This is a genomic window from Rufibacter ruber (assembly GCF_001647275.1).
GTDB lineage: Bacteria > Bacteroidota > Bacteroidia > Cytophagales > Hymenobacteraceae > Nibribacter > Nibribacter ruber_C.
Genome location: NZ_LRMM01000067.1, coordinates 1 through 21,902 on the forward strand (window position 1 = coordinate 1; position 21,902 = coordinate 21,902).

Here is a 21,902-nt window from a genome sequence, read left to right on the forward strand (position 1 = left end):
CCCTCGGGGCCGGGGGCGGAAGCCGTAGTAGTTTTCACACACCGCTAACAGTGCTTCTGCCCTTTTTTATCCTTCTACCTTAAAATGTCCGAAGTATTGCTGAAAAACAGGCCGAAAACAGCAGTTGGCACGGCAAAAGCGGGGGTTGGGATAAAAAATGTGGTGAGGTGTGGGCCGTTGTGTAGTTTTAAAGCATGAAGCACCGGAAGATGATTCTTTTCCACGCGGTGGCGTGGATTTTCTACATTGGGTACAGCATGCTGGAGGATTACCTTCTTTCCTCCCGGCCCTTCTCCTGGAAGCAGTTCCTGTTCCTGACGTATTTCGTGAGCCAGGCGGTTACGTTCTACTTCTGCTACTCGTTTGTGTACCCGCGGTTCCTGAAACGAGACAAGTTGGTGCCCTTGCTGGTGTTCCTGGCGTTGACCCCGTTCCTGTTCACCTTTACCCGTTACTTGCTGGAGGAGATGCTATACCCGCTGCTTTTCGGTTTCCGGAATTACACAGAGGGGACGCCTTTTTCTTTCTATCTGGTAGACAACCTTTTCCGGGCGTTGCCCATGATGGCCATTAGCGCCGTGGTCTGGAATGTGCAAGATGCCTTTAAAAAGGAGAAAGAGAACAAGCTGCTACGGCAAGAGAAGAATCAGGCCGAACTGGCCTTCCTGAAAACCCAGATCAACCCGCATTTTCTCTACAACACCCTCAATTACCTCTACGCGCAGGCGTACCCCGTCTCAGAGAAACTCGCCGAGGCCATTCTAAAACTCTCAGAGATGATGCGCTACATGCTGCACGAGAGCCCAGACGGCCAGGTAGAGCTGCAGAAGGAACTGGACTACCTGCGCAGTTTCATTGACATCTTCCGGCTAAGGTTTGAAGACCGTTTCTTCGTGAATTTTACCGTTGAAGGCGAGGTAGGCGGGCAGCGGGTGGCATCCTTGCTGCTGATCCCCCTGGTAGAGAATGCCTTCAAGCACGGCATAGCCGATGACCCGGCCGCGCCCATTCTAATTGACCTGCAGGTGGCGGGGCCGCAACTCACCTTTACCGTCTCTAACCACATTCACAAGGGGCAGAAAGACCTGACCACCGGCATTGGGTTGGCCAACATCCGCCGCAGGCTGGCGCTCCTGTACCCCAACCGGCACCAGCTCACCGTGCAGAATGACGGGCAGGTACACCGTGCGCAGCTGGAGCTTTTGATTAGTGAGTGAAGGAATGATTTAGTGAATGGGTGAAGGTATAATTGAGAGGATGCATGAGGAAATGAGGTGCTACGTTTAAGGGGCACTCTACCCAAGAACCACCTGTTTTCAGCCTATTTTGGGCAAAACAGCTCCAAAACAGAAAAGCGCTGTTCCTTCTCCCTCTGGGAGAAGGTTAGGATGAGGGAAAAACCAGTTCCACTTGTAAACAGCTAGGCTCAGAGTAAATTACTGACCGGCAGCAGGTGAACGCTTTTATTGCTTTGCCGCCGTGGCGCCCTCTCCCCAAGGGAGAGGGAATACCGCCTATGCGTTTTCGGGCTGTTTTTATGAAAACAGCGAAAACGCACCTGTAAATAACAGCGCCTAAACGCAGGAATGGTTACCTTTAAATTCTTAATTCCCAATTAAAATGATCAGGTGTATCTGTGTGGATGATGAGGCGTACGCGTCTAATTTGCTCAAGGCCTATATTGGCAAGATTCCGTTTCTGGAATTTGTGGGCAGCACCACCAGCCCCATTGAGGCGCTGGGGTGGGTGAGCGAAGGGCGCTGTGATCTGGTGTTCCTGGACATCCAGATGCCCGAACTCACCGGCCTGCAGTTCCTGAAACTGGCCGGCAACAAGTGCAAAGTCATTCTCACCACCGCCTACCCAGAATACGCCCTTGACGGCTACGCGCATGACGTGGTAGACTACCTGCTCAAGCCCATCGCGTTTGACCGCTTCCTGAAGGCCGTGCAGAAAGCGCAGGCCCAGTTGCAGACGGCAGTTGCTCCTGCCGTTCCGGTTGCGGCGGTGGCCCCGGCGACATCGGCGGCAGCCGCCCCGGCAGACTACATGTTTGTGAAGGGCGAAAGCAAGAACAAGTTCCTGCGCATTGACTACGCTGATGTCCTCTACATTGAGGGCCTCAAGAATTACGTGTCTCTGTATCTGCCGCAGCAGCGGGTGGTCACCTACCAGACGTTACGGGACCTGGAGGAGCAGCTGCCGCAGCCGCCGTTTTACCGCGTGCACAAAAGCTACATCATCTCCATTGACAAAGTGCGCATGGTTGACGGCCACACGCTCTACATCCAGGACCGGCAAATCCCCATTGGCGAAACCTACCGCGAAAACTTCTTTAAGCTGATCAGAGAGAAGGAGCAGGGGTAAAGTTTTCTGATTAGGAAATGGGAATGGGAAAGGACACCGTAATAAAATGCAAAAGAAGTAACGGGCCATTGAGCGTATCTTTTATCTTGCCTTCTGTTTTTGACCTGTTTTCTGAAAAGTAGCCCTAAAACAGAAACCCGTTTCTAATGCTTGTCTTTTTTGTTTTGCTGTACCTGGCGCTCAATGTGCTGCTAGGCCTTTGGGCGGCGCGGCGCGTGCACAACACCGCAGACTTCCTATTGGCGGGCAGGGCCTTGCCGTTGCCCATGGCCACCGCGGTGGTCTTTGCCACCTGGTTTGGGTCAGAGACTATCTTAGGCGCCAGCGCCGAAGTAGCCGAAGACGGGTTGATGGGCATGGTGGAAGACCCGTTGGGCGCGGCGCTGTGTCTGGTGCTGGTGGGCCTGTTCTTCGCCCGGAAACTGTACCGCATGAACCTGCTCACCTTCGGGGATTTTTACCGGGTCAAGTTTGGGCGTACCGCCGAAGTAGTGGCCTCTGTCTGCCTGGTGGTTTCCTACTTTGGCTGGGTGGCGGCGCAGATGGTGGCCTTGGGCATTGCCTTCAACCTGCTGCTGGGCACTACGCTGGTGCAAGGGGTTTTGCTGGGCAGCTTTCTGGTGGTGGTGTACACGTATTTTGGGGGCATGTGGAGCGTGAGCGTGACAGACTACCTGCAGACCATCATGATCATTCTGGGCCTGCTGGTGGTCACGTGGTGGGTCATGCGCGAAACGCCTCTGGCCCAGGTAACGGCCACCCTCCCGGCAGATTTCTACCGGCTTACGCCCAAAACCGGCACCTCTTTTACCGGGTGGCTCAATTACCTGGCGCTCTGGCTCACCATTGGGTTGGGTTCCATTCCGCAGCAGGACGTGTTTCAGCGGGTCATGGCGGCCAGGTCTGAGAAGGTGGCGGTGCGGGCGTCTCTGCTGGCGGCGTTTCTGTACGTGACGGTGGCGCTGCTGCCGTTGGTCTTAGCTGTATATGCCAGGGTGCTGCACCCTGAGCTGGCGGCCAAAGATGCCCAGATGCTGGTACCCAGCCTGATTCTGGGTTCTAGTCCGTTGGTGGTGAAAGTGCTGTTCTTCGGGGCCCTGATTTCGGCCATAGTGAGTACGGCCAGCGGCGCTATTCTGGCCCCGGCGTCTATTTTGAGCGAAAACCTGCTTCGCCCGTTTTTCAAAAACATGACTGATCAGAGGCTGTTGTTGCTTTCACGGGTGAGCGTGCTGGTGGTGGCGGCCATCTCGCTGGGGTTTGCTATGTCCAGGAGCAATATCCATGAGCTGGTGAGCGAGTCGTCGGTGCTGAGCCTGGTGAGCCTGCTGGTGCCGCTGGTAGCCGGAATGTACCTGAAGAGAACTTCGGCGGGAGCCGCCATTCTGTCTATGGGGCTGGGGATGGGGGTGTGGCTGCTCTGCCGTTTCTGGGGTACCCAGGTAGAACCTATGTGGTACGGCCTGGCGGGGAGTACGGTGGGGTATGTGGCGGGGCATGTTCTTCGGCCTGGTTCCAGAGCCGGGGCTTGATGGTTGAATAGGGGATCAGGGCTTTTAGCGAAGCTGTTTAGAGGTTCCAAGGCTGCGGGGCAAAGGCGGCCGGGTAGGTTTTCATTGTTCCATGGTTTCTGTTTTCGGGCTGTTTTCAGGAAAACAGCCCGAAAACAGAAACCGGAAACTTTGCAGCGGAGCTCTCTTTTAAAATTCCCAACAGCTTTGGGGTATCTATGCCGGTTTCTAATCCTCACGAGCCTGTAGCAGTTGACAAATTTTATTTAAATCAATTCCAAATAAGCATTGTAGAATTCAAAAAGCTCTCTAATTTTGCGCCGCTACTTAGAATTGATCTAAATAAAAGATATGCGAATTTTTACCAGATCTTACCCATTCTTACTCCTCTTCCTACTTCTGGCCCACCTGGGCTTTGCCGAGCTGAAACATGGCGGTGTGGCGGGCGTGGTGCGTACCAGTGAGGGGAAACCGGCAGCTTACGTGAGCGTGACCCTGGTGGAGGCCAACAAAGGCGGCATGACCACTGAGGACGGTTCTTTTCAAATTAGAGGTGTGGAAGAAGGCACGTACACCTTGCGTGTCTCTTATGTGGGGCTGCAGACACAGGAGAAAACAGTAACGGTGACCGGCGGGCAAATTACCCGGGTTGATTTCACTTTAGCCGAAAGTGCCGCCCAGTTAAGTGAGGTGGTGGTAGCGGGGTATGCCGGGTTAAGCAAACCAGTCGCCTTCGGCAAAGCCGACATCAGGCCCTTGGACCTTCCGCAGAGTGTGGGCATCGTGAACAGCACCGTCATCGCTGACCAGCAGGTGCTGCGACTGGGCGACGCGATCCGGAACGTAAGCGGGGTATCGCTCACCCAGCAGCGCCAGGGCATTGCAGAAACGTTTACTTCGCGCGGGTTCAGCATCGGGATTGCCGGTTCCGGGGGCAGCATCTTCAAGAACGGCGTAATCTCCAATACCCAGGGTTTCCCAGATGCCAGCACGCTGGAGTCTATTGAGGTATTGAAAGGCAGCGCCGCGCTGTTGTACGGCAACGTGTCGGGTGGTTTGGTCATCAACATGGTCACCAAGAAGCCTAAGTTTGAGTGGGGCGGCGAAGCCACTATGCGCGTAGGCAGCTATGACCTGTACAAACCTACTTTAGATATCTATGGGCCAATCAGCAAGAACCTGGCCTTCAGGGTGGTGGGCACCTATGAGAAAGCCAACAGCTTCAGGGAGGTGGTGAACAGTGAGCGGGTGTACGTGAACCCATCGCTCTTGTACAAGTTGGGCCAGAAAACCGAGATTCTGGTGCAGACCGATTACCTGAAATCTGACCTGGTGCCCGACAACGGCATTGGGGCTTTGAACGGCGGCCAGGAAGCCGTGATTCCTGATATACCCCGTTCGCGGTTTATCAACGCCGTGTGGGCCTACAACAACACAGAGCAATTGTCTGGGTCTGTGACGGTGAACCACCGCTTCAATGACCAGTGGAAAATCAATCTGATTGCCTCTACGCAGAAAACCCAGGTGGACGGTTATGGTTTGGGCGTACCCAACAACGTAGCCGGTAACGGAGACTTTACCAGAACCTTGAGCGCGGCCAAAACCTCTGAACTGAATTATACTACCCAACTGAACCTGAACGGGAATGTCTCCACTGGTTTTCTGCACCACCAACTGTTGGTGGGCGCAGATGTGGTGAAGATTGAAAGCGAAAGCAACACCTTCAAATTCACTGCGGCTAATGGGGCCGTGGGGACAGGTTATGATAAGATCAACATCCTGGACCCGGCCAAATTTGAAGCCCGCACAGACGTTCCTACCCGTGCTGTGGTAGAGCAGACCACCTCTCCCAATTATAGATTTGGGGCCTATGTGCAAGACATGATCACCGTTTCAGATAAGTTCAAGGTGCTGGCCGGTCTGCGTTGGTCTTACCAGAATGTGTACCGCACCACCATCTTCAACAATGAAACGCAGCAGGAGAGAGAAGGGGCAAACCCAAGCAAGGCAGACCGGGCTTTCTCCCCAAAGGCAGCGTTGATTTACCAGCCGGTGCAGAACATGTCTTTCTATGCCAGCTACGCCAATAACTTCACCGTAAACTCCGGCACCGACATTAATTTCCAGCAGCTGGACCCGTCTATTGTAGATCAGTATGAAGTAGGGGCCAAAAGCGAGTTCCTGAACGGGAAACTCACCACCAGCCTGAGTGTGTACCGCTATGTGAACAGCAATCTGGCGCAGCAGGCCCAGTTCCGGGCAGACGGTACCAGCAATACAGACCCCAACGTGAAAGAACTGACCGGTGAAACCACCAGTGACGGTTTTGATATTGACATAAAAGGAAATGTATCCCAGAACTTCTACTTCCTGGTAGGCTACGGCTACAACTACCACCGCTTCACCAACACCTCTGAATTAGGAACCTCTATGGTGGAGGGCGAACGTCTCATCAACAACCCCGCCCACACCGCCAATGGCTCTGTGTTCTATACTTTTGACCAATCGTTCCTGAAAGGGATAAAGCTGGGTGTTTCTGCTTTCTATACCGGCGAGCGCAACGGCGGCTTGAACAATACGGTTGATCAAAAAGCAAAAAGCTTCAGCCGTCTGATTCCGTTGAGCGGCTTCACCACCCTTGACCTGTCTGCGGGGTACTCCTTCCGGAAGGTTTCTTTGCTGGCTAAAATCTCCAACATCACCAATGAGCTGAACTACGTGGTGCACGACCGCTACAGCATCAACCCGATTGCGCCGCGCCAGTTCATGGCTACGGTAGGGTATAAGTTTTAAACTTCAGCTGCAAAAGCTACCCAGTAAAGAGGGAGTCCAAGTAATTGGGCTCCCTCTGCTGCTTAAGGAAGGATTATCCAGAGCATTCAGACTAAAAAGCGGCTTAGCAACCGGAGCTTCATTGTTTCGCGGTACCCTCAATACCCTTTCCCGCCGAAGACCGTTTCTTTACAGAGGGCTTGCGCTTAAGCGAGCCGTCATCTTGTAGAGAAACACCATGGAAATTACACAGATCGTATTGGCCAGTCGGCCGAAGGGGAACCCCAGCAAAGAGAATTTCAGGTTTGAGAAAGTAGAGTTGCCGGCTTTGCAGGACGGGCAGGTGCTGCTGGAACCTCAGTTTTTCTCCGTTGACCCGTACATGCGCGGCCGCATGAACGACGCCAAGTCCTACACGCCCCCGTTTCAGGTGGATGCGCCGCTGGAAGGTGGCGTAGTAGCCAAAGTGCTGGAATCCAGGAGCGAGGCTCTGCAACCCGGCGATGTGGTATTGGGTGCGTTGCCCTGGGCCACGCAGTCCATTGCCGAGGCGAAAAAGCTCCAGAAAATAGACACCAGCCTGGCTCCCGCCAGCTATTACCTGGGCATTCTGGGTATGCCTGGCTTAACGGCTTACTTCGGGTTGCTGGACATCGGGCAGCCCAAAGAGGGCGAGACGGTGGTGGTATCGGGCGCGGCCGGGGCCGTGGGCATGGTGGTGGGTCAGATTGCCAAGCTCAAAGGCTGCCGCGTGGTGGGTCTGGCAGGCTCAGACGAGAAAGCCGAGCTGCTGAAAAAGGAGTTCGGCTACGACGAAGTGATTAACTACAAAATCACCCAAGACCTGCGTTCCGACCTGAAAGCCGCCTGCCCCAACGGTGTGGATGTGTATTTTGACAACGTGGGCGGCGAAATCACTGATGCCGTCATTTCGCTCATCAACTTCCACGCCCGCCTCGCCATCTGCGGCCAGATCGCCCATTACAACGACGAAAAGCCCCAACAGGGCCCCCGGTTCCTGCCGCTGGTACTCACCCGCAGCGCGCTCATCAAAGGCTTCATCGTGAGCAACTACCACGCCCGCTTCCCCGAAGCCATGCAGCAACTCAGCGCTTGGGTCAAAGAAGGCAAACTCCACTACCGGGAAACCATTGTAGAAGGCTTCGAGCAACTCCCTGATGCGTTCTTAGGTTTGTTCACCGGCCAGAATCAAGGGAAAATGCTGGTGGAGGTGTAAGGGACCTCACCCCCTAGCCCCCTCTCCCGCGGAGAGGGGGGAACACCGCTTTTGCATTTTGGCCTGTTTTCTGAAAATCAGACCGAAAAACGCATTGTAGGGACTTACTAATTGTGCAGTTTGGACGCATTTCGTCCCCCTTGGAAGGGGTAGGGGGATGATGACACATGCTAAAGGAGCGTTCCAGAGAATCATTCTATGGCGCGGAAGTTACTTCCGTGACTTGCTGAAACTGTAAGTCACGGAAGTACTTCGCGCATAGTAGCAATTCTATTTTTGGCTCTCGGCGGTCTGGAGACTCGCCTCATCCCGTGGCACGAGACTGGAGTCTCGCGCCAGAAAAAAAAGGCCTCACTAGTTTCCAGAACCTGTGAGGCCTTTTCCGTTTTTGGGCTGTTTTTCTGAAAACAGCCCAAAAACGCAAAAGAATGATTAGGGCAAGATTAAGCGTCCGCCTTCTTCCACGGCGAAGCCTTGGTTGATAGCATGGTCTATGCCTGCCGTCATGGCGGTCTCTACGTTGGCACCCAAGCGGGCGTAGCCAAATAGGCGGGAGGCTTCTCTGATTAATTCACTCTTGGGCAGGCTTATCTGGTTGGCCAGTATTTCTTTGATGGCGTTGGCAATTTCTTCGGGTGGCAAATCATCGGCCTCCCGTTTCTGGCCCTCTGACTCACTTACCCTGAAACTAGTGTACTGCTCCGGCTGGTGTTCTTCTTTCCAGAGAATTGTGCTTTTACCCAACTGGGTTTTACTAATGGGAAGCTGGGCGAAAAGCTGCTCAAAATGGGCGTTCACCCTAGAACCGTTTCTGGCGATTCCCCAAGCGGCTAATACCCTTTTGCTGAGCAAATTTTGGCTGATAGGAGATTCTGTATTGAGAACCTGCATTATTTGATTCTTTATCTTCTCCTGGTTCCAGGGCTGGAGGAAATCTTCTGACGAATTAGCCTGAACAGATTCTATCTGGCAGACTTCATACGCCATTGCGGCAGTCGCCGTCGCCAGTTCAGCGGTAGCAATGGCCTTCTCCACTAAGGTTTCTACAGCCAAGTTGGAGGAAATGAAAGCCACCTCTAGCTGTTGCTGAGGAGAAGGGGCTTCAGGAGCGGTTGGTCTTTCTTCTACCTCTGGCAGTTTTATTTTGCCTTCTTCCGCAGCCTTAATGGCTGATACAATGCCTTGAAGGGTTTTTTCGGGATTTTCCCACCATTCCATGGCCCATACTTTATGAATGTTCCAGCCCAGAATGCGCAAGACATCTGCCTGCACGATTTCGCGGTCTCTAGAGGTTTTGGCACTGTAGTAATTGTGGCCGTCACATTGAATGCCTAGAATATATTCACTTGGGTTGGCCGGGTTCACCACGCCCATGTCAATTTTGTAGTCAGAGCAACCAATGGCGGTATGTACCTCATAGCCTTGCTTCTTGATTTCCTCTGCCAGCGTCTTCTCAAAAGAAGCTGCCTGACCAGCGGAAAGGAGCGCGCGCCCAGGTAAGGCCATTTTTCCTTTTTCGGCATACGCCAGGAAAGCCTTTAAGCCAGCCACGCCTTCTGAGGCGGTACGGGTAATGTCTATCTGGTCAGAGCGGAGCGTAGAAAAGACTTTCATCTCGTAACGGGCCCGGGAAACTGCCACGTTTAAACGCCGCCAGCCGCCCTCACGGTTAATGGGCCCGAAGTTCAGGCTTACTTTGCCTTCCTTGTCTGGGCCGTACCCAATAGAGAAGAGAATGACGTCCCGCTCATCGCCCTGCACGTTTTCCAGGTTCTTGATAAACAGTGGTTCCTCGGTTTCGGTGGCAATTTGCTCCAGGTCAGGTCTGGATTTAAAGACCTCTGTGAGTAAATCCTCAATCAAGTTCTGTTGTACCACACTGAACGTGACAATGCCAATGCTTCGCTTTGACTGCAGTGGGTGCGATAGCCGTTGAATAACCTCGTCTACAATGGCTTTGGCTTCTGCTTGGTTTTGGCGGGTTTTCCCTTTGTCATAATATCCGTCTACAGGCACGTGCTGTACCTTGGTAGTAATGTCGTCGGTAGAAGGGAAGGTGAGGAGCTTATTTTCATAGTATTTCGCGTTGCTGAAGGCAATTAAGCTTTCGTGCTTGCTTCGGTAATGCCACAATAGGTGGTGAGACGGCATGGAAAGTGCCAGACAATCATCCAGAATGCTTTCCAGGTCTTCCATTTCAATGTTGTCATCATCTACGGCATTAGTAGCGAAGAAACTGGTAGGGGGCATCTGTTTAGGGTCGCCTACTACAATCACGTTGGTGCCGCGGGCAATTGCACCAACTGCCTCGCAAGTTGGCATTTGGGAGGCTTCATCAAACACTACCAAATCAAACTTAGCGGAGTTGGCGTCAAAATACTGTGCTACTGAGATAGGGCTCATGAGCATGCAAGGGCAAAGGCGCGCAAGCAAATTGGGGATGGAGTCAAACAGCTTGCGGATGGACGTAGCCCTACCATTGTTTCTGATGTTGCGCTGCAGAATACCTATCTCTGAACTCTGAGAGGCTTCTTGGGAGAAAGATGGAATCTTGGCGGCCAGGCGAGCGTACAGTTCATCTTTGGTTAGTCTCTCAAAGTTCTTGCTCAACTCTCTGAACTTCTTGATTTTCTCTTCAAAGAGCTTGCCGTTGAAGGTACTTAATTGCGGGTCTTGGTTAATAATGAATTCGGCGCAGGAGCGGTAAATACCTTTTTTGAAAGAGGAAACAACCTCTTCACTAGGGATACCGCCGTTTTCATATGCTGTAATGAGCGGTTGCAAGCCTATTTGCAACGCTTTGTCTTTAATCTGTAGCCAATTTATCCAATCGCGGAGTTCGTCTAATGCATTTAACCATCTATTTGAATAAACCAGGGCATTCTCTACCCAATCAGTATTTTCCTGCTTCAGGGAATGTACATCTATGCCGAGCAAGTTGTGCAGTTCCTTTTCTTTCTGAAGAATCTCCTGGTACAGGAAATTAAATTGTTCCAACGTTTGCGCATAGGGCTTCAGGTATGCTTTGCTGCCCTCAGAGAATTCCTGAGCCAAAGTCGTGCGCCACTCTTTGGTTTTGGAGGCTGTGTTTAAAGTAATTGCCTGCCGGTTAATGTCAATCAGACTTTTGCAGATAGAGACCAGCGTATTCCATTGGCAGGTGCCATTCTGCCATAGAAAACCAAGTAGTTGAGGCAAGTGGCTAGCTTTGTCCAGGTGTTCCTGTTCTGTTTGGTAATCTATGACAGTTTGTAGATAATCAGGGATTTCTTGTTTAGAAAGGTTGCCGCCTAGAGCATGTTGTTTCAGCCCTTTGAGAAGCGAATTCTGTTTCAGATACTTGGGCAGAAACCATTTTTGCTCTGCCATTACCCATTCTTGCTGGGTTTGTAAGGCTGGGAAGGTGAGGATAGTCTTGTTAAACTTTTGCAGAAGTTGTTGAATCAGGGCATCCCTCTTTTCTCCATGTTCGGCCAGCCCCATTAACTGTGACAGAGTCTGCTCCACGTGGTCTATGTTCAGGAGAGACGTGGGGATGTCTGGCAGATTTAGGAGAGAAACAGCAAGGTTGTATAAGGCTTCTGCTCTCTCTTTAGTAGTGACAGGTGAGCTTACTTTTAAGATGCGGCAAATGGCAGGTAGCTGGGTTTGATACTGTTGCAGAAGATTCTGGTAGCTGGTGATGAGTTCCTTGGCTTCGGCTTTGAGTTGCTGGGCATATTGCCGCACTTTTACTGCCTCCAGCGGATGTTGGTGCGGATGACCGCAGACAGAGCCAATTACCTGCACCTGCTCCACTAAATCTTGCCACTCGGTCAGTTGGGCTTCTGTGAGGTGCTGCAAAGCCTCTGAACTGAAGGAAACCTTATCAGGCAGCGCTGTATATTGACTGTAGTTGGTAAAGGCGTCAAACAGGGAAAGACCAAAACCATATTTCTTATGCAGTGCCTGCACGTATTCATTCAGCTCTGTCCTGATTGAGTGAAGCCGCTCTGCCTCAGATTCAAAATTCTGGGGAGAAGATTTTCTGGTGATTTCCGCTGCCCGTTTCAACTGCTCCAGTACCGCCGATTTCTTTGACTTGTTAGAGTGCAGTTCCAGACAGAAGGGGCCAATGCCTATGGATTCCAATCGATTTTCCACTACTTCCAACGCTGCTTTCTTAGCCGAGACAAACAGCACTTTCTTGCCCGCGTACAGGGCGTTGGCTATGATGTTGGTAATGGTCTGTGACTTGCCCGTTCCAGGAGGGCCGTGCAACACAAAACTCTTGCCTTGGGCAGAACTCAGAATAGCTGAGAACTGAGAAGAGTCTGTGCTAATGGGTAGCGCAATGTCAGTGGGATGATAGGCCGTGTCTAGCGCTCCGTCAATAGTGAGGGGCTCGGGCTGCCATTCCAGTTTGCCTGAGATAAGGCTCTTGACAATCTTGTTCTGACTTAATTTATCGGCGTTGTGGTGTATATCGTTCCAGAGAATGAACTTGCTGAATGAGAAGGTTCCTAAAAATGCTTGTTCTTCCACATCCCAACGGGAGTGGGACATGATGCTTTTGCGAATAATATTGAAGACCAGCTTCACATCTACGCCGCTTTCGTCTTTAGGTAAATTCTCTAACCCTCCAATATTGATTCCAAAGTCTTGGCGGAGCATCTCCAGCAAGGTGATGTTCATCAAGGTTTCTTCCTCTCGGCTTCTGATGACATACCCTTTCTGGGCAGATTTTCTAATAATCTCAACGGGCAGAAGTAGAATTGGGGCATAACGTGGGCGTTCGCTCACTGGTGTCTCGTACCACTTCAGCAAGCCTAGTGCTATATAGAGGGTATTGGCTCCATTTTCTTCTATGGCTTGGCGGGAGGTACGGTAAATATTGGTGAGGCTATGCTGCAGTTCTGTTTCTGTAAGATAAGAGCGTAACCGTTTATGGGTAAATTCATGAGCTACTAAATCGGCTATGGGGTCTGATTGGTTCAGGGCCTGATAGATTCCTGTGTTCCGTAGCGGGTTATCCCAGTCGGCGGGTTTTGCCAAAACCTGAAACTCATGGCCATTTGCGAGGCCATCTTCCAGTTTACTGAGATTGATAGAAATAAACTGGATGGCACTTTTGGTTAATCTAAGGTTCAGCAAATTGTTCCTTAGGGTTAGGTCAAGGAGTTTCCGCTCCCAAAGCCGTTGCTTGGAGACTTCTATATGTTCTACGTCCAGTACCTGTACCCCAGTAGCAAGTGCTTCTGGGGCAAGGTTGTCCCGCTCTTTGGCGGGTGTCTCTTCTATAATTTCCCAGCCGCTCTGCGTATTTACCCGCAACGGAAGCGGCCTAATACCGCTAAATCTGGTGCGCTTTATATCAATGAATAGGTTGAAACTGTCCTCTTTGGCCATGTGCTGGTTAGCGGCACGTACAGCCACATCAAAAGACATGGGCGTGCCGGCATTCATGCTAGTGCCCTCTACCAGTACAATCTCATTAATGCCGTCTGCCGTTCTTTTAGTAAGTAGGGAAGGGTCATCATTAACAGGGTCTGCGAAAGATTCATCAATGAGCCAGCCTCCCGCAAATGCATGCCCATCTATCAAGACCAACAAAGGGTGTATGCCCACAGCTTCTAGGCAGGCCGCATAGAGCAAGGTAATGTCCAGACAGTTGGCTAGTTTATGGGTGAAAATAGTGTCACACATTCTAATGCGCTGGCCGTTAGTTTCAAAGCTGGCAGGGACGCTACAGTAGACTAACTGTGCCTGGGCAATGGCCTCAAAAATGGCCGCCATTTGCTTGCGTACCCTATCTGGATTTCGGCTTTGGTACTCATCAAAGGAAGGATTGCCTGTCCACTTCTCTAGAATTGGGGCCGCCTTTCTGATTATGTTCAGTACCTCGGCATGGTTTGGGGTCACAAAGGCAGCCAGCATTTCAGGTAAGCTGGTGTATCCGCTCCATTGGTCATAGGCCAGAACAGAGATAGGATAATCTTCTGTGAAGATAGGTTGACTTTCTGCCGTAACAGTTAATCTAAAGCTGCCCGCTTCCTTTTCAGTTAGTGTAGATAAGTACGTAGAGGATATCTTAAGATGAACGGCTTCCAATTCAAAGCTTTCATCTGTTTTAAGGGCATCAATATGGTACTTCCAGACCGCAGCGAACTCTGGCTCCGAGGTTAGTTCAATGGATATGTTCTGCAAATCCATTCCGCTGATATTGGCTACCCGCAGTTTTCTAACCACTGAAACGTGGTTCTGTTGCATGGCATAGTTGATAGAAGGGGAATAAATGAATTCAATGTCTACTGCAGCCGTCATAAAATTTAATGTTTAATAGGATTATGATTAGTAAGTTAAAATTATTTGGGGAGTAACACCAGTAGAATCAGAAATAAAATGAAGCCGAAGAAGATGTTATGATGTAGAAGAGATTGTTGTTGCTTAAGCACTAAAAAGAAAAGACCTCACAGGTTTTCAAAACCTGTGAGGTCTACTGCGTTTTAGGCCTGTTTTTCTGAAAACAGGCCTAAAACGCTACGCCAGCAATTCCGCAATCGCTTTATCTACTTTCTCAAACCGGAAGCCGCTCAACACTTCATCCATCAAGCCTTTAATCTCAGCCGTGCACAGATTGCCAATACTGCCTTCATGCGTGTGGTTCACTTTCTCTGGTCGTTCAAATTCACCTTTCTCAATAGCAAGGCCCACGTTTTTGTACGCGTCTCTGAAAGGCACGCCGCTCAACACCTGGTTGTTCACCACTTCCACGCTGAAGAGGTACTGGTACTTTTCGTCTTTCAGGATGTCCTGGTTCAGTTTCAGGTGCGGGAGCATGAAGGTCATCATCTCCAGGCAGTTTCTGATTTCGGTGAAGGCGGGGAAGAAGCTTTCTTTGAGCAATTGCAATTCACGGTGGTAGCCGGAGGGCAGATTGCCGAGCAGCATCTGAATCTCGGTGGGAAGCGCTTGCAGGCGGTTGCACTTGCCGCGCATGATCTCGAACACATCGGGGTTTTTCTTGTGCGGCATGATGCTGGAACCGGTGGTCAGTTCGTCGGGCAGCGTCACGAAGGCGAAGTTCTGGCTCATGTACAGGCACACATCCATGGCCATGCGGCCGATGGTGCTGGCAATGGAGGCCAGACCCATGCTCACGCTGCGCTCGGTTTTGCCCCGGCCCATCTGGGCGTACACCACGTTGAAGTTCAGCGCCTCGAAACCCAGCAAATCCGTCGTCATTTGGCGGTTCAACGGGAAGGAACTGCCGTAGCCGGCTGCCGAGCCCAGCGGATTCTTGTTGCTGATTTTGTAGGCCGCTTGCAAAAGTTGCAGGTCATCCACCAGACTTTCGGCGTAAGCCCCAAACCACAGCCCGAACGAAGATGGCATAGCTACCTGCAAGTGCGTGTACCCGGGCAGCAAAATATCTTTGTTCTTTTCGCTGAGTTCTTGTAGGGTAGTGAACAACGTGTGCACGGCCTCTACGGTAAGCCGAATTTCATGGCGGATGAACAGCTTGAGGTCCACCAACACCTGGTCGTTGCGGGACCGGCCGCTGTGAATCTTCTTGCCCGCCTCGCCCAAACGGCGCGTTAACAGCAACTCTACTTGAGAATGCACATCTTCCACACCGGGCTCAATCTCGAATTCTCCGCGTTCAATGCTTTTGTATATTTCCTTGAGTTCGCACTGCACAGCGGCCAGGTCTTCCGGCTCCATGAGCCCGATGCTCTCCAGCATACGCGTGTGCGCCAGGGAGCCCAGCACGTCAAAAGGAGCCAGTTGCAAATCCATTTCGGCGTCTTTGCCCACGGTGAATTTCTCAACGTTCTGCGCCACGGAGGTTTCTTTCTGCCAGAGTTTCATGCTAAGCGGTAATAACGGGTGTCAAAAGTTCTATGTAAAGCTGAATGCCTTCTTCCAGTTCTGAAAGGTAAATATATTCATCGGCGGTATGCGACCGCGCCGAGTCACCGGGGCCAATTTTGAGCGAAGGAATGCTCAACAGCGCCTGGTCTGAGGTGGTAGGGGAGCCGTACAGGTTCCTGCCCAGCCTGATGCCCGACTGCACGATGGAGTGATTCTGGTCAATGGACGAGGGCCGCAAACGGGTGGACCGTGGGGTCACCTCGCTTTTCACGTGCTCCCGAATAATGCTCAACACTTCTTCCGGCTGGTAGGCATCGGTCATGCGCACATCCACGGTAAACTTGCATTGGTCGGGTACCACGTTGTGCTGCGAACCTGCCTGAATGATGGTCACACTCATTTTAATTGGTCCCAAGAAACTGGACTCCTTCGGGAAACGGAACGTGCGGAACCACTCAATATCCGGTAGTGCTTCATAAATAGCATTGATTCCTTCCTCGCGCGCGGCATGTCCACCTTGTCCGTGCGCTATGCAATCCAACACCATTAGACCCTTCTCGGCCACGGCCAGGTGCATTTGGGTTGGTTCGCCTACAATGGCAAACTCCACCGCGCCCAGCTCCGGGTACACCAGTTCAATGCCGTTTCTGCCCGAGATTTCTTCTTCGGCAGTAGCCGCCAGCACCAGGTTATAGGTTAAATCCTGCCGTGCATAAAAGTGTAGGAACGTAGCCATCAAAGCCACCAAACAACCACCGGCATCGTTACTGCCCAAACCAATGAGTTTGCCGTTTCGCACGGTAGGTGTAAATGGGTCAACCGTCCAACTGGGGTGCGGCTTCACGGTGTCATGGTGCGAGTTCAACAGCACGTCGGCAAGGCTGGGTTGTAGTGTTTATTGAACGCCCAGACGTTGTTCTGCTGCCGGTGAATTTCCACGCCCCGCGCCTGTAGAAACTGCGCAATCGCCTCCGCCGTCCCCGCCTCCTCGCGGCTGAACGACTGGATGGAAATCAATTGCTGGAGTAACGCGACGGCGTCTTGGTATAAGGTGTTGTTCATGGTGTGTGGGACCTCACCCCCTAGCCCCCTCTCCCACGGAGAGGGGGGACTCCGCTAATGCGTTTTGGGGCTGATTCTCGGGGACTAGGCTGAAAACAGTTTTTATAAACTCCCCTCTCCGTGGGAGAGGGGCCGGGGGTGAGGTTTATCTACTTTTCGTCCGTATACAACTTCTCTGCCTTATTGGCCGAGGTCCTGATACCTTTAATCATGGCCGAGCTGAAACCGTTGTGTTCCATCTCGTTCAAGCCCGCAATGGTACAGCCTTTGGGCGAGGTCACTTTGTCAATTTCGTTCTCGGGGTGACTCCCGAAGTGCAGCAACAGCGAAGCCGCGCCTTTAGCCGTTTGAGCGGCCATACGTAGTGCGTCTCCCGCATGAAAACCAATCTCGGTACCGCCCTGGGCCGCCGCGCGGATGGACCGTAAAAAGAAGGCAATACCGCAGGCCACCAAGGCCGTCGCCGAGGACATCAGTTCTTCCTCAATTTCTACGGTTTCGCCCACGGCCGAAAAGATTTCCTTCACCAAGGTCATGTTCTCTGGAGAGGCATTTTTACTGGCAATACAGGTCATAGACTCCTGAATGGCGATGGCGGTGTTGGGCATTGCGCGCACCACCTCCACTACCTTGCCAATGCGGGTAATGATATCCGTCACGGCCACCCCCGTCACAATGGAGATGAACAGATGGCGGCTGGGGTCGATGCTCTCGGAGATATTGTCCAGCACGCTGTCCAGCTGTTGCGGCAGAATGCTGAGCACGATGATGTCGGCCTCGGCCACGGCCAGCGCGTTGTTGCTGGAGGCACGGTAGCCCTGCTCCACCATGGCATCTAATAGCTTGGTATTGCGGCGGGTGAGGGTGATGTCCTCGGCGCGGTATTTCCCGGAGGCCACCATGCCCTTCGCCAGCGCGATGCCCATGTTGCCACCACCCAAAATCGCTATTTTTTTGTAGGGTTCACTCATTGGTTCAATATTTTAGAGCCGATGTTTTGGCTTGATTTATATCTATACTGTCATCTTGAAAGGACCTTTTGCGCGAACTAGGTAAAGTAACTGTAAATACCGCTTGCCCACAAGTTTCTTTCAGGATGACAAAGAGAAAGTAATGGCATTAATTTACCTTTATTTCTCTCTGTTTTCGGCCTGTTTTTTGAAAATTAGGCCAAAAACAGCTAATCCGGAGACACTCGTAGGAGCTGCGCACGCTACGAGGTCTTATGAGCAAGTGTCTGCTACGTAGCGGGGTGATTAAACCTGTGAGGTTTCCAAAACCTCACAGGCTTTTGCGTTTTGGCCTGTTTTCTGGAAATCAAACCAAAAACGCAATTCTGGCATAAATGCTGGTGCCGTGACCTCGTAGTGCGCGCAGCTCCTACGAGCGTCTTACAACGTAATCCTGGTTCCCGCTTTGCCACCTCCGGCAATAATCTGGATTTCAGCCGCATCACCAATGATAACCGCCTTCACGCCTTGTTCCAACGCAGCAAACGCATTGTCCAGCTTCGGCAGCATACCCGCGAAGATGGCGCCTTGTTCTTTCAGCTCGGCATAATAGGGCGGTTGCAGGTGGTGAATCACGCTGGTTTCATCTTCCACATCCAGCAGCACACCTTTCTTCTCGAAACTGTACACCAGGCTCACCTCAAAATGACCGCTCAACGCCACAGCCAGGGTAGAAGCGATGGTGTCGGCGTTGGTGTTGAGCATGTTTCCTTTGCCGTCATGGGTGAGGGCCGCGAAAACCGGTACAATGCATTGTTCTGCCAAGGACGCCAGAAAGGTGACGTTCACCTGCTCGGGACTTTCCACATCGCCTACAAACCCGTAATCAATGTCTTTGACAGGGCGCTTGTGGGCGGGAATGACGTTGGCATCGGCACCGGTGAGGCCGAGGGAGTTACAGCCTCTGGCCTGCAGTTGCGCCACCAGGTTCTTGTTCAGCAATCCGCCGTACACCATGGTCACCACGCGTAGGGTGTCGGCATCAGTAATGCGGCGGCCGTTCACCATATTGGGTTCAATGCCCAGCTGCTTGCTCAGTTCCGACGCAATTTTCCCGCCGCCGTGCACCAGTACTTTGGGGCCTGGCACAGAAGCAAAATCAGTTAAGAACTGCTCCAACTGCGCCGGGTTGTCCAGCACGTTTCCCCCAATTTTGATGACGTTGAGTTTCTGCATGTTTGTATTCATATCAGGTATCGCGTATCAAGTAGCAAGACACGAGATGTTAGACTTGCTCAGATTATTATGTCATCCTGAAAGGACCTAATGGGCAAGTTAGAAAAGCGATGGCTATACTTAACTTCCGTTTTTGGCCTCTTTTCTGAAAAATAGGCCTAAAACAGCTTCTTGCATTTAGCAACGGTCTATCTAGTTCGCCCACAAGGTCCTTTCAGGAGGACAAAGAGGAGGAAGGGAAGTAAGAGCTCACAGGTTTTCAAAACCTGTGAGGGCTTTGGTTCCTTCTACTGAATCCCCTCAAGCAACCGCTTCAGTACCGCTTGGGCCGCGAATTCACGGTTGGCGGCTTCGTTTACTACCAGGGAGTTAGGGCCGTCTAGGATTTCATCGCTGAGTTCCACGTTGCGGCGGACGGGGAGGCAATGCATCACTTTGGCGTTGTTGGTGTTGGCCAGGTGCTGGTTCGTGAGCATCCAGCTGGGGTCTTGGGTGAGAACTTCACCGTATTTGGGCTGAAAAGTAGACCAGTTCTTTACGTAGATAAAGTCGGCACCTTCTAAAGCTTCTTGCTGGTTGTGGGTGATGGTCGCGCCGTTGGTGAACTGCGGGTCCAGCTCGTAGCCTTCGGGGTGGGTGATGACGAAATCCACATCGGCGGCGCACATCCACTCAGCAAAAGAGTTGGGAACTGCTTGCGGCAATGCTTTCACGTGGGGAGCCCAGGTCAAGACCACCTTCGGCCGACGGCCTTGCGGGGCGTGCTCGGTAATGGTGACCAAATCGGCGAGGCTTTGCAGCGGGTGACGGGTAGCCGATTCCAAGCTCACGAACGGCACGTTGGCGTACTGGATGAACTTCTTCAGAATTTCTTCGGTGTAGTCTTCTTCCACGTTTTGCAGTTTTGGGAAGGAGCGGAGGCCTAGCACATCACAATACTCACCCATAACGGCGGCCGCGTCCTTGATGTGCTCAACGGTGGTGCCGTTCATGATGGCGCCGTCCTGGGTTTCCAGTGCCCAGCCTTCCTGGCCCATGTTCATGACCATGACGTTCATGCCCAAGCTCTGCGCGGCTTTCTGCGTACTGAGGCGGGTGCGTAAACTGGGGTTCAGGAAAATAAGGCCCAGCGTCTTGCGCTTGCCCAGGTGCTCAAACGCGTACGGGTTCTTCTTCAGCTCCAGCGCTTCCTGCACCAGGGCGCTTATATCTTCTACGTCGTGAACGGAAGTGAATTGCTTCATTTTTATTGTAGTTTGACCTCACCCTAAATCCCTCTCCCGCGGAGAGGGACTTTTGGCTTTTGGCCTGAATTAACGGTTTCTGGTTTGAGGCTGTTTTCCAGAAAACAGCCTCAAAACATAATAGTTTTTTCTCCCCTCTCCGTGGGAGAGGGGCCGGGGGTGAGGTGTCTTCTACTTCACCAACGCCCCAAACGCCTCTAAAAATCTATTCAACTCAGCCTGCGTCACATTCAGGGCGGGCAGAATCCGGATGGTGTTTTTGTTGGAGGCCGAGCCGGTGAAGATGCGGTACTCGTCCAGCAGGGCTTTGCGGAGCGGGGCGCACGGGTTTTCCAGCTCGATGCCTACCATCAGGCCCTGTCCGCGGACTTCCCGCACGCCGGGGATAGCTTTGGCTTTTTCCATGAGGTACTCGCCCATTTGGGCAGCGTTCTCTACCAGATTTTCCTGCTCCATCACTTCCAGCACCGCCAAAGAAGCAGCGCAGGCCAGATAATTTCCCCCGAAGGTGGTGCCCAGCATGCCATGCTTGGCCGGAATCTCGGGTGAAATCAAGACGCCCGCCACCGGGAAGCCGTTGCCCATGCCCTTGGCGATGGTAATCAAATCGGGTTTGATGCCCGCGTGCTGGTGCGCGAAGAACTTGCCCGAACGCCCGTAACCCGACTGGATTTCGTCCAGGATGAGTAGCGCGCCGTGTTTCTTGGCTAGTTTTTCCAAATCCTGCAAAAAGGGAGCGGTAGGGATGTTCACACCGCCCACGCCCTGAATGCCTTCCACAATAATGGCGGCTACCTCTTCCGTGGCCAGCGCTTCTTCCACGGCTGCCGCATCATTGAACGGCAGGAAGATAATGTTCTCCGTCTCATTCACGGGAGCTACAATGCTGCGGTCATCGGTGGCGGCTACTACCGCCGAGGTTCTACCATGGAACGACTTGCTGAACGAAATCACTTTCTTGCGGCCTGTGTGGAACGAGGCCAGTTTCAGGGCATTCTCGTTCGCCTCAGCGCCGGAGTTAATCAGGAACAGCTGGTAATCTTCGTAGCCGCTCAGCTGGCCCAGTTTCTCAGCCAGTTCCTGCTGATGCGGAATCTTCACCGAGTTGGAGTAGAAGCCTATGTTGTTCAGCTGGTCGGTGAGGCGCTTCACATAATGCGGGTGGCTGTGACCGATGGAAATCACGGCATGGCCGCCGTATAAATCCAGGTATTCCGTGCCGTTCACGTCCCAGAGCTTGGAGCCGAGGGCCTTCACAGGCGTGATATCAAAGAGGGGGTAAACGTCGAAGAGGTTCATGTTGAAGACGTAAAATTCAAGATGTAAGACATCAGACTTTTCCGTTTAGCGGCTGTTTTTCAGAAATCAGGCCGAAAACTGAAATTTATATGTTGCTGGCGCGAGTCTCCAGACTCGTGCCTAGGGATGCTGGGTAGTCTCAGACTACCCTCGCTGCCCAGCAGCGAAAGCACGCATTGCTGAACGTAAATGCTTCCAACTCGTGGTTCCCGGCGAGTCTGGAGACTCGCTTCATCCCAAGTCACGAGACTTAAGTCTCGCGCCAGTTGAAAACCTCACAGTTTCTGTTTTTGGCCTCATTTCAGAAAAACAGGCCCAAAACGCTTCGGCAGAGCTCCCCTCTCCATGGGAGAGGGGCTGGGGGTGAGGT

General features: G+C 52.3%; 11 protein-coding genes and 1 pseudogene. 5 read left to right on the top strand and 7 right to left on the bottom strand.

The window, feature by feature from the left end:
* Positions 1-194: 194 nt before the first annotated feature.
* The 5 genes from A8O25_RS18665 to A8O25_RS18685 all read left to right on the top strand — a co-directional run bounded on the left by A8O25_RS18665 (position 195) and on the right by A8O25_RS18685 (position 7,887).
* A complete protein-coding gene (locus A8O25_RS18665) occupies positions 195-1,217 on the top strand; it encodes a sensor histidine kinase (RefSeq protein ID WP_066838193.1) in 1,023 nt (340 codons plus the stop codon).
* Positions 1,218-1,620: 403 nt separating this feature from the next.
* Positions 1,621-2,367, top strand: coding sequence for a LytR/AlgR family response regulator transcription factor (locus A8O25_RS18670; protein ID WP_066838196.1), 747 nt, complete (start codon positions 1,621-1,623; stop codon positions 2,365-2,367).
* Between the two features lie 146 nt (positions 2,368-2,513).
* Complete coding sequence (locus A8O25_RS18675) at positions 2,514-3,899, top strand: high affinity choline transporter 1 (protein ID WP_066838199.1); 1,386 nt, start codon at positions 2,514-2,516, stop codon at positions 3,897-3,899.
* Positions 3,900-4,229: 330 nt separating this feature from the next.
* Entirely contained in the window at positions 4,230-6,671 is a 2,442-nt protein-coding gene (locus A8O25_RS18680; protein WP_066838202.1) for a TonB-dependent receptor, read from the top strand.
* 217 nt (positions 6,672-6,888) lie between these two features.
* On the top strand, positions 6,889-7,887 hold the full coding sequence (locus A8O25_RS18685) for an NADP-dependent oxidoreductase (protein WP_066838206.1): 999 nt from the start codon (positions 6,889-6,891) through the stop codon (positions 7,885-7,887).
* 432 nt (positions 7,888-8,319) lie between these two features.
* Here A8O25_RS18685 and A8O25_RS18690 read toward each other — a convergent pair whose 3' ends face one another.
* From A8O25_RS18690 to A8O25_RS18720, 7 genes and pseudogenes are all read right to left on the bottom strand, one after another.
* On the bottom strand, positions 8,320-14,190 hold the full coding sequence (locus A8O25_RS18690) for a DUF3320 domain-containing protein (RefSeq protein ID WP_066838209.1): 5,871 nt from the start codon (positions 14,188-14,190) through the stop codon (positions 8,320-8,322).
* A 216-nt stretch (positions 14,191-14,406) separates the two neighbouring features.
* Complete coding sequence (gene argH, locus A8O25_RS18695; RefSeq protein ID WP_066838211.1) at positions 14,407-15,738, bottom strand: argininosuccinate lyase; 1,332 nt, start codon at positions 15,736-15,738, stop codon at positions 14,407-14,409.
* 1 nt (position 15,739) lies between these two features.
* A pseudogene (locus tag A8O25_RS18700) lies at positions 15,740-16,803 on the bottom strand (M20 family metallo-hydrolase).
* Between the two features lie 149 nt (positions 16,804-16,952).
* A complete protein-coding gene (gene proC / locus A8O25_RS18705) occupies positions 16,953-17,774 on the bottom strand; it encodes a pyrroline-5-carboxylate reductase (RefSeq protein ID WP_066838214.1) in 822 nt (273 codons plus the stop codon).
* Between the two features lie 420 nt (positions 17,775-18,194).
* A complete protein-coding gene (argB, locus tag A8O25_RS18710) occupies positions 18,195-18,989 on the bottom strand; it encodes an acetylglutamate kinase (protein WP_066838218.1) in 795 nt (264 codons plus the stop codon).
* Positions 18,990-19,276: 287 nt separating this feature from the next.
* Positions 19,277-20,233 carry an N-acetylornithine carbamoyltransferase gene (locus A8O25_RS18715; protein WP_066838221.1) on the bottom strand — a complete coding sequence of 319 codons (957 nt, stop codon included), beginning with the start codon at positions 20,231-20,233 and terminating at the stop codon, positions 19,277-19,279.
* Between the two features lie 171 nt (positions 20,234-20,404).
* The gene (locus tag A8O25_RS18720; protein ID WP_066838224.1) at positions 20,405-21,532 is read right to left on the bottom strand and encodes an aspartate aminotransferase family protein; all 1,128 of its coding nucleotides are present in this window, start codon (positions 21,530-21,532) and stop codon (positions 20,405-20,407) included.
* Positions 21,533-21,902 lie beyond the last annotated feature (370 nt).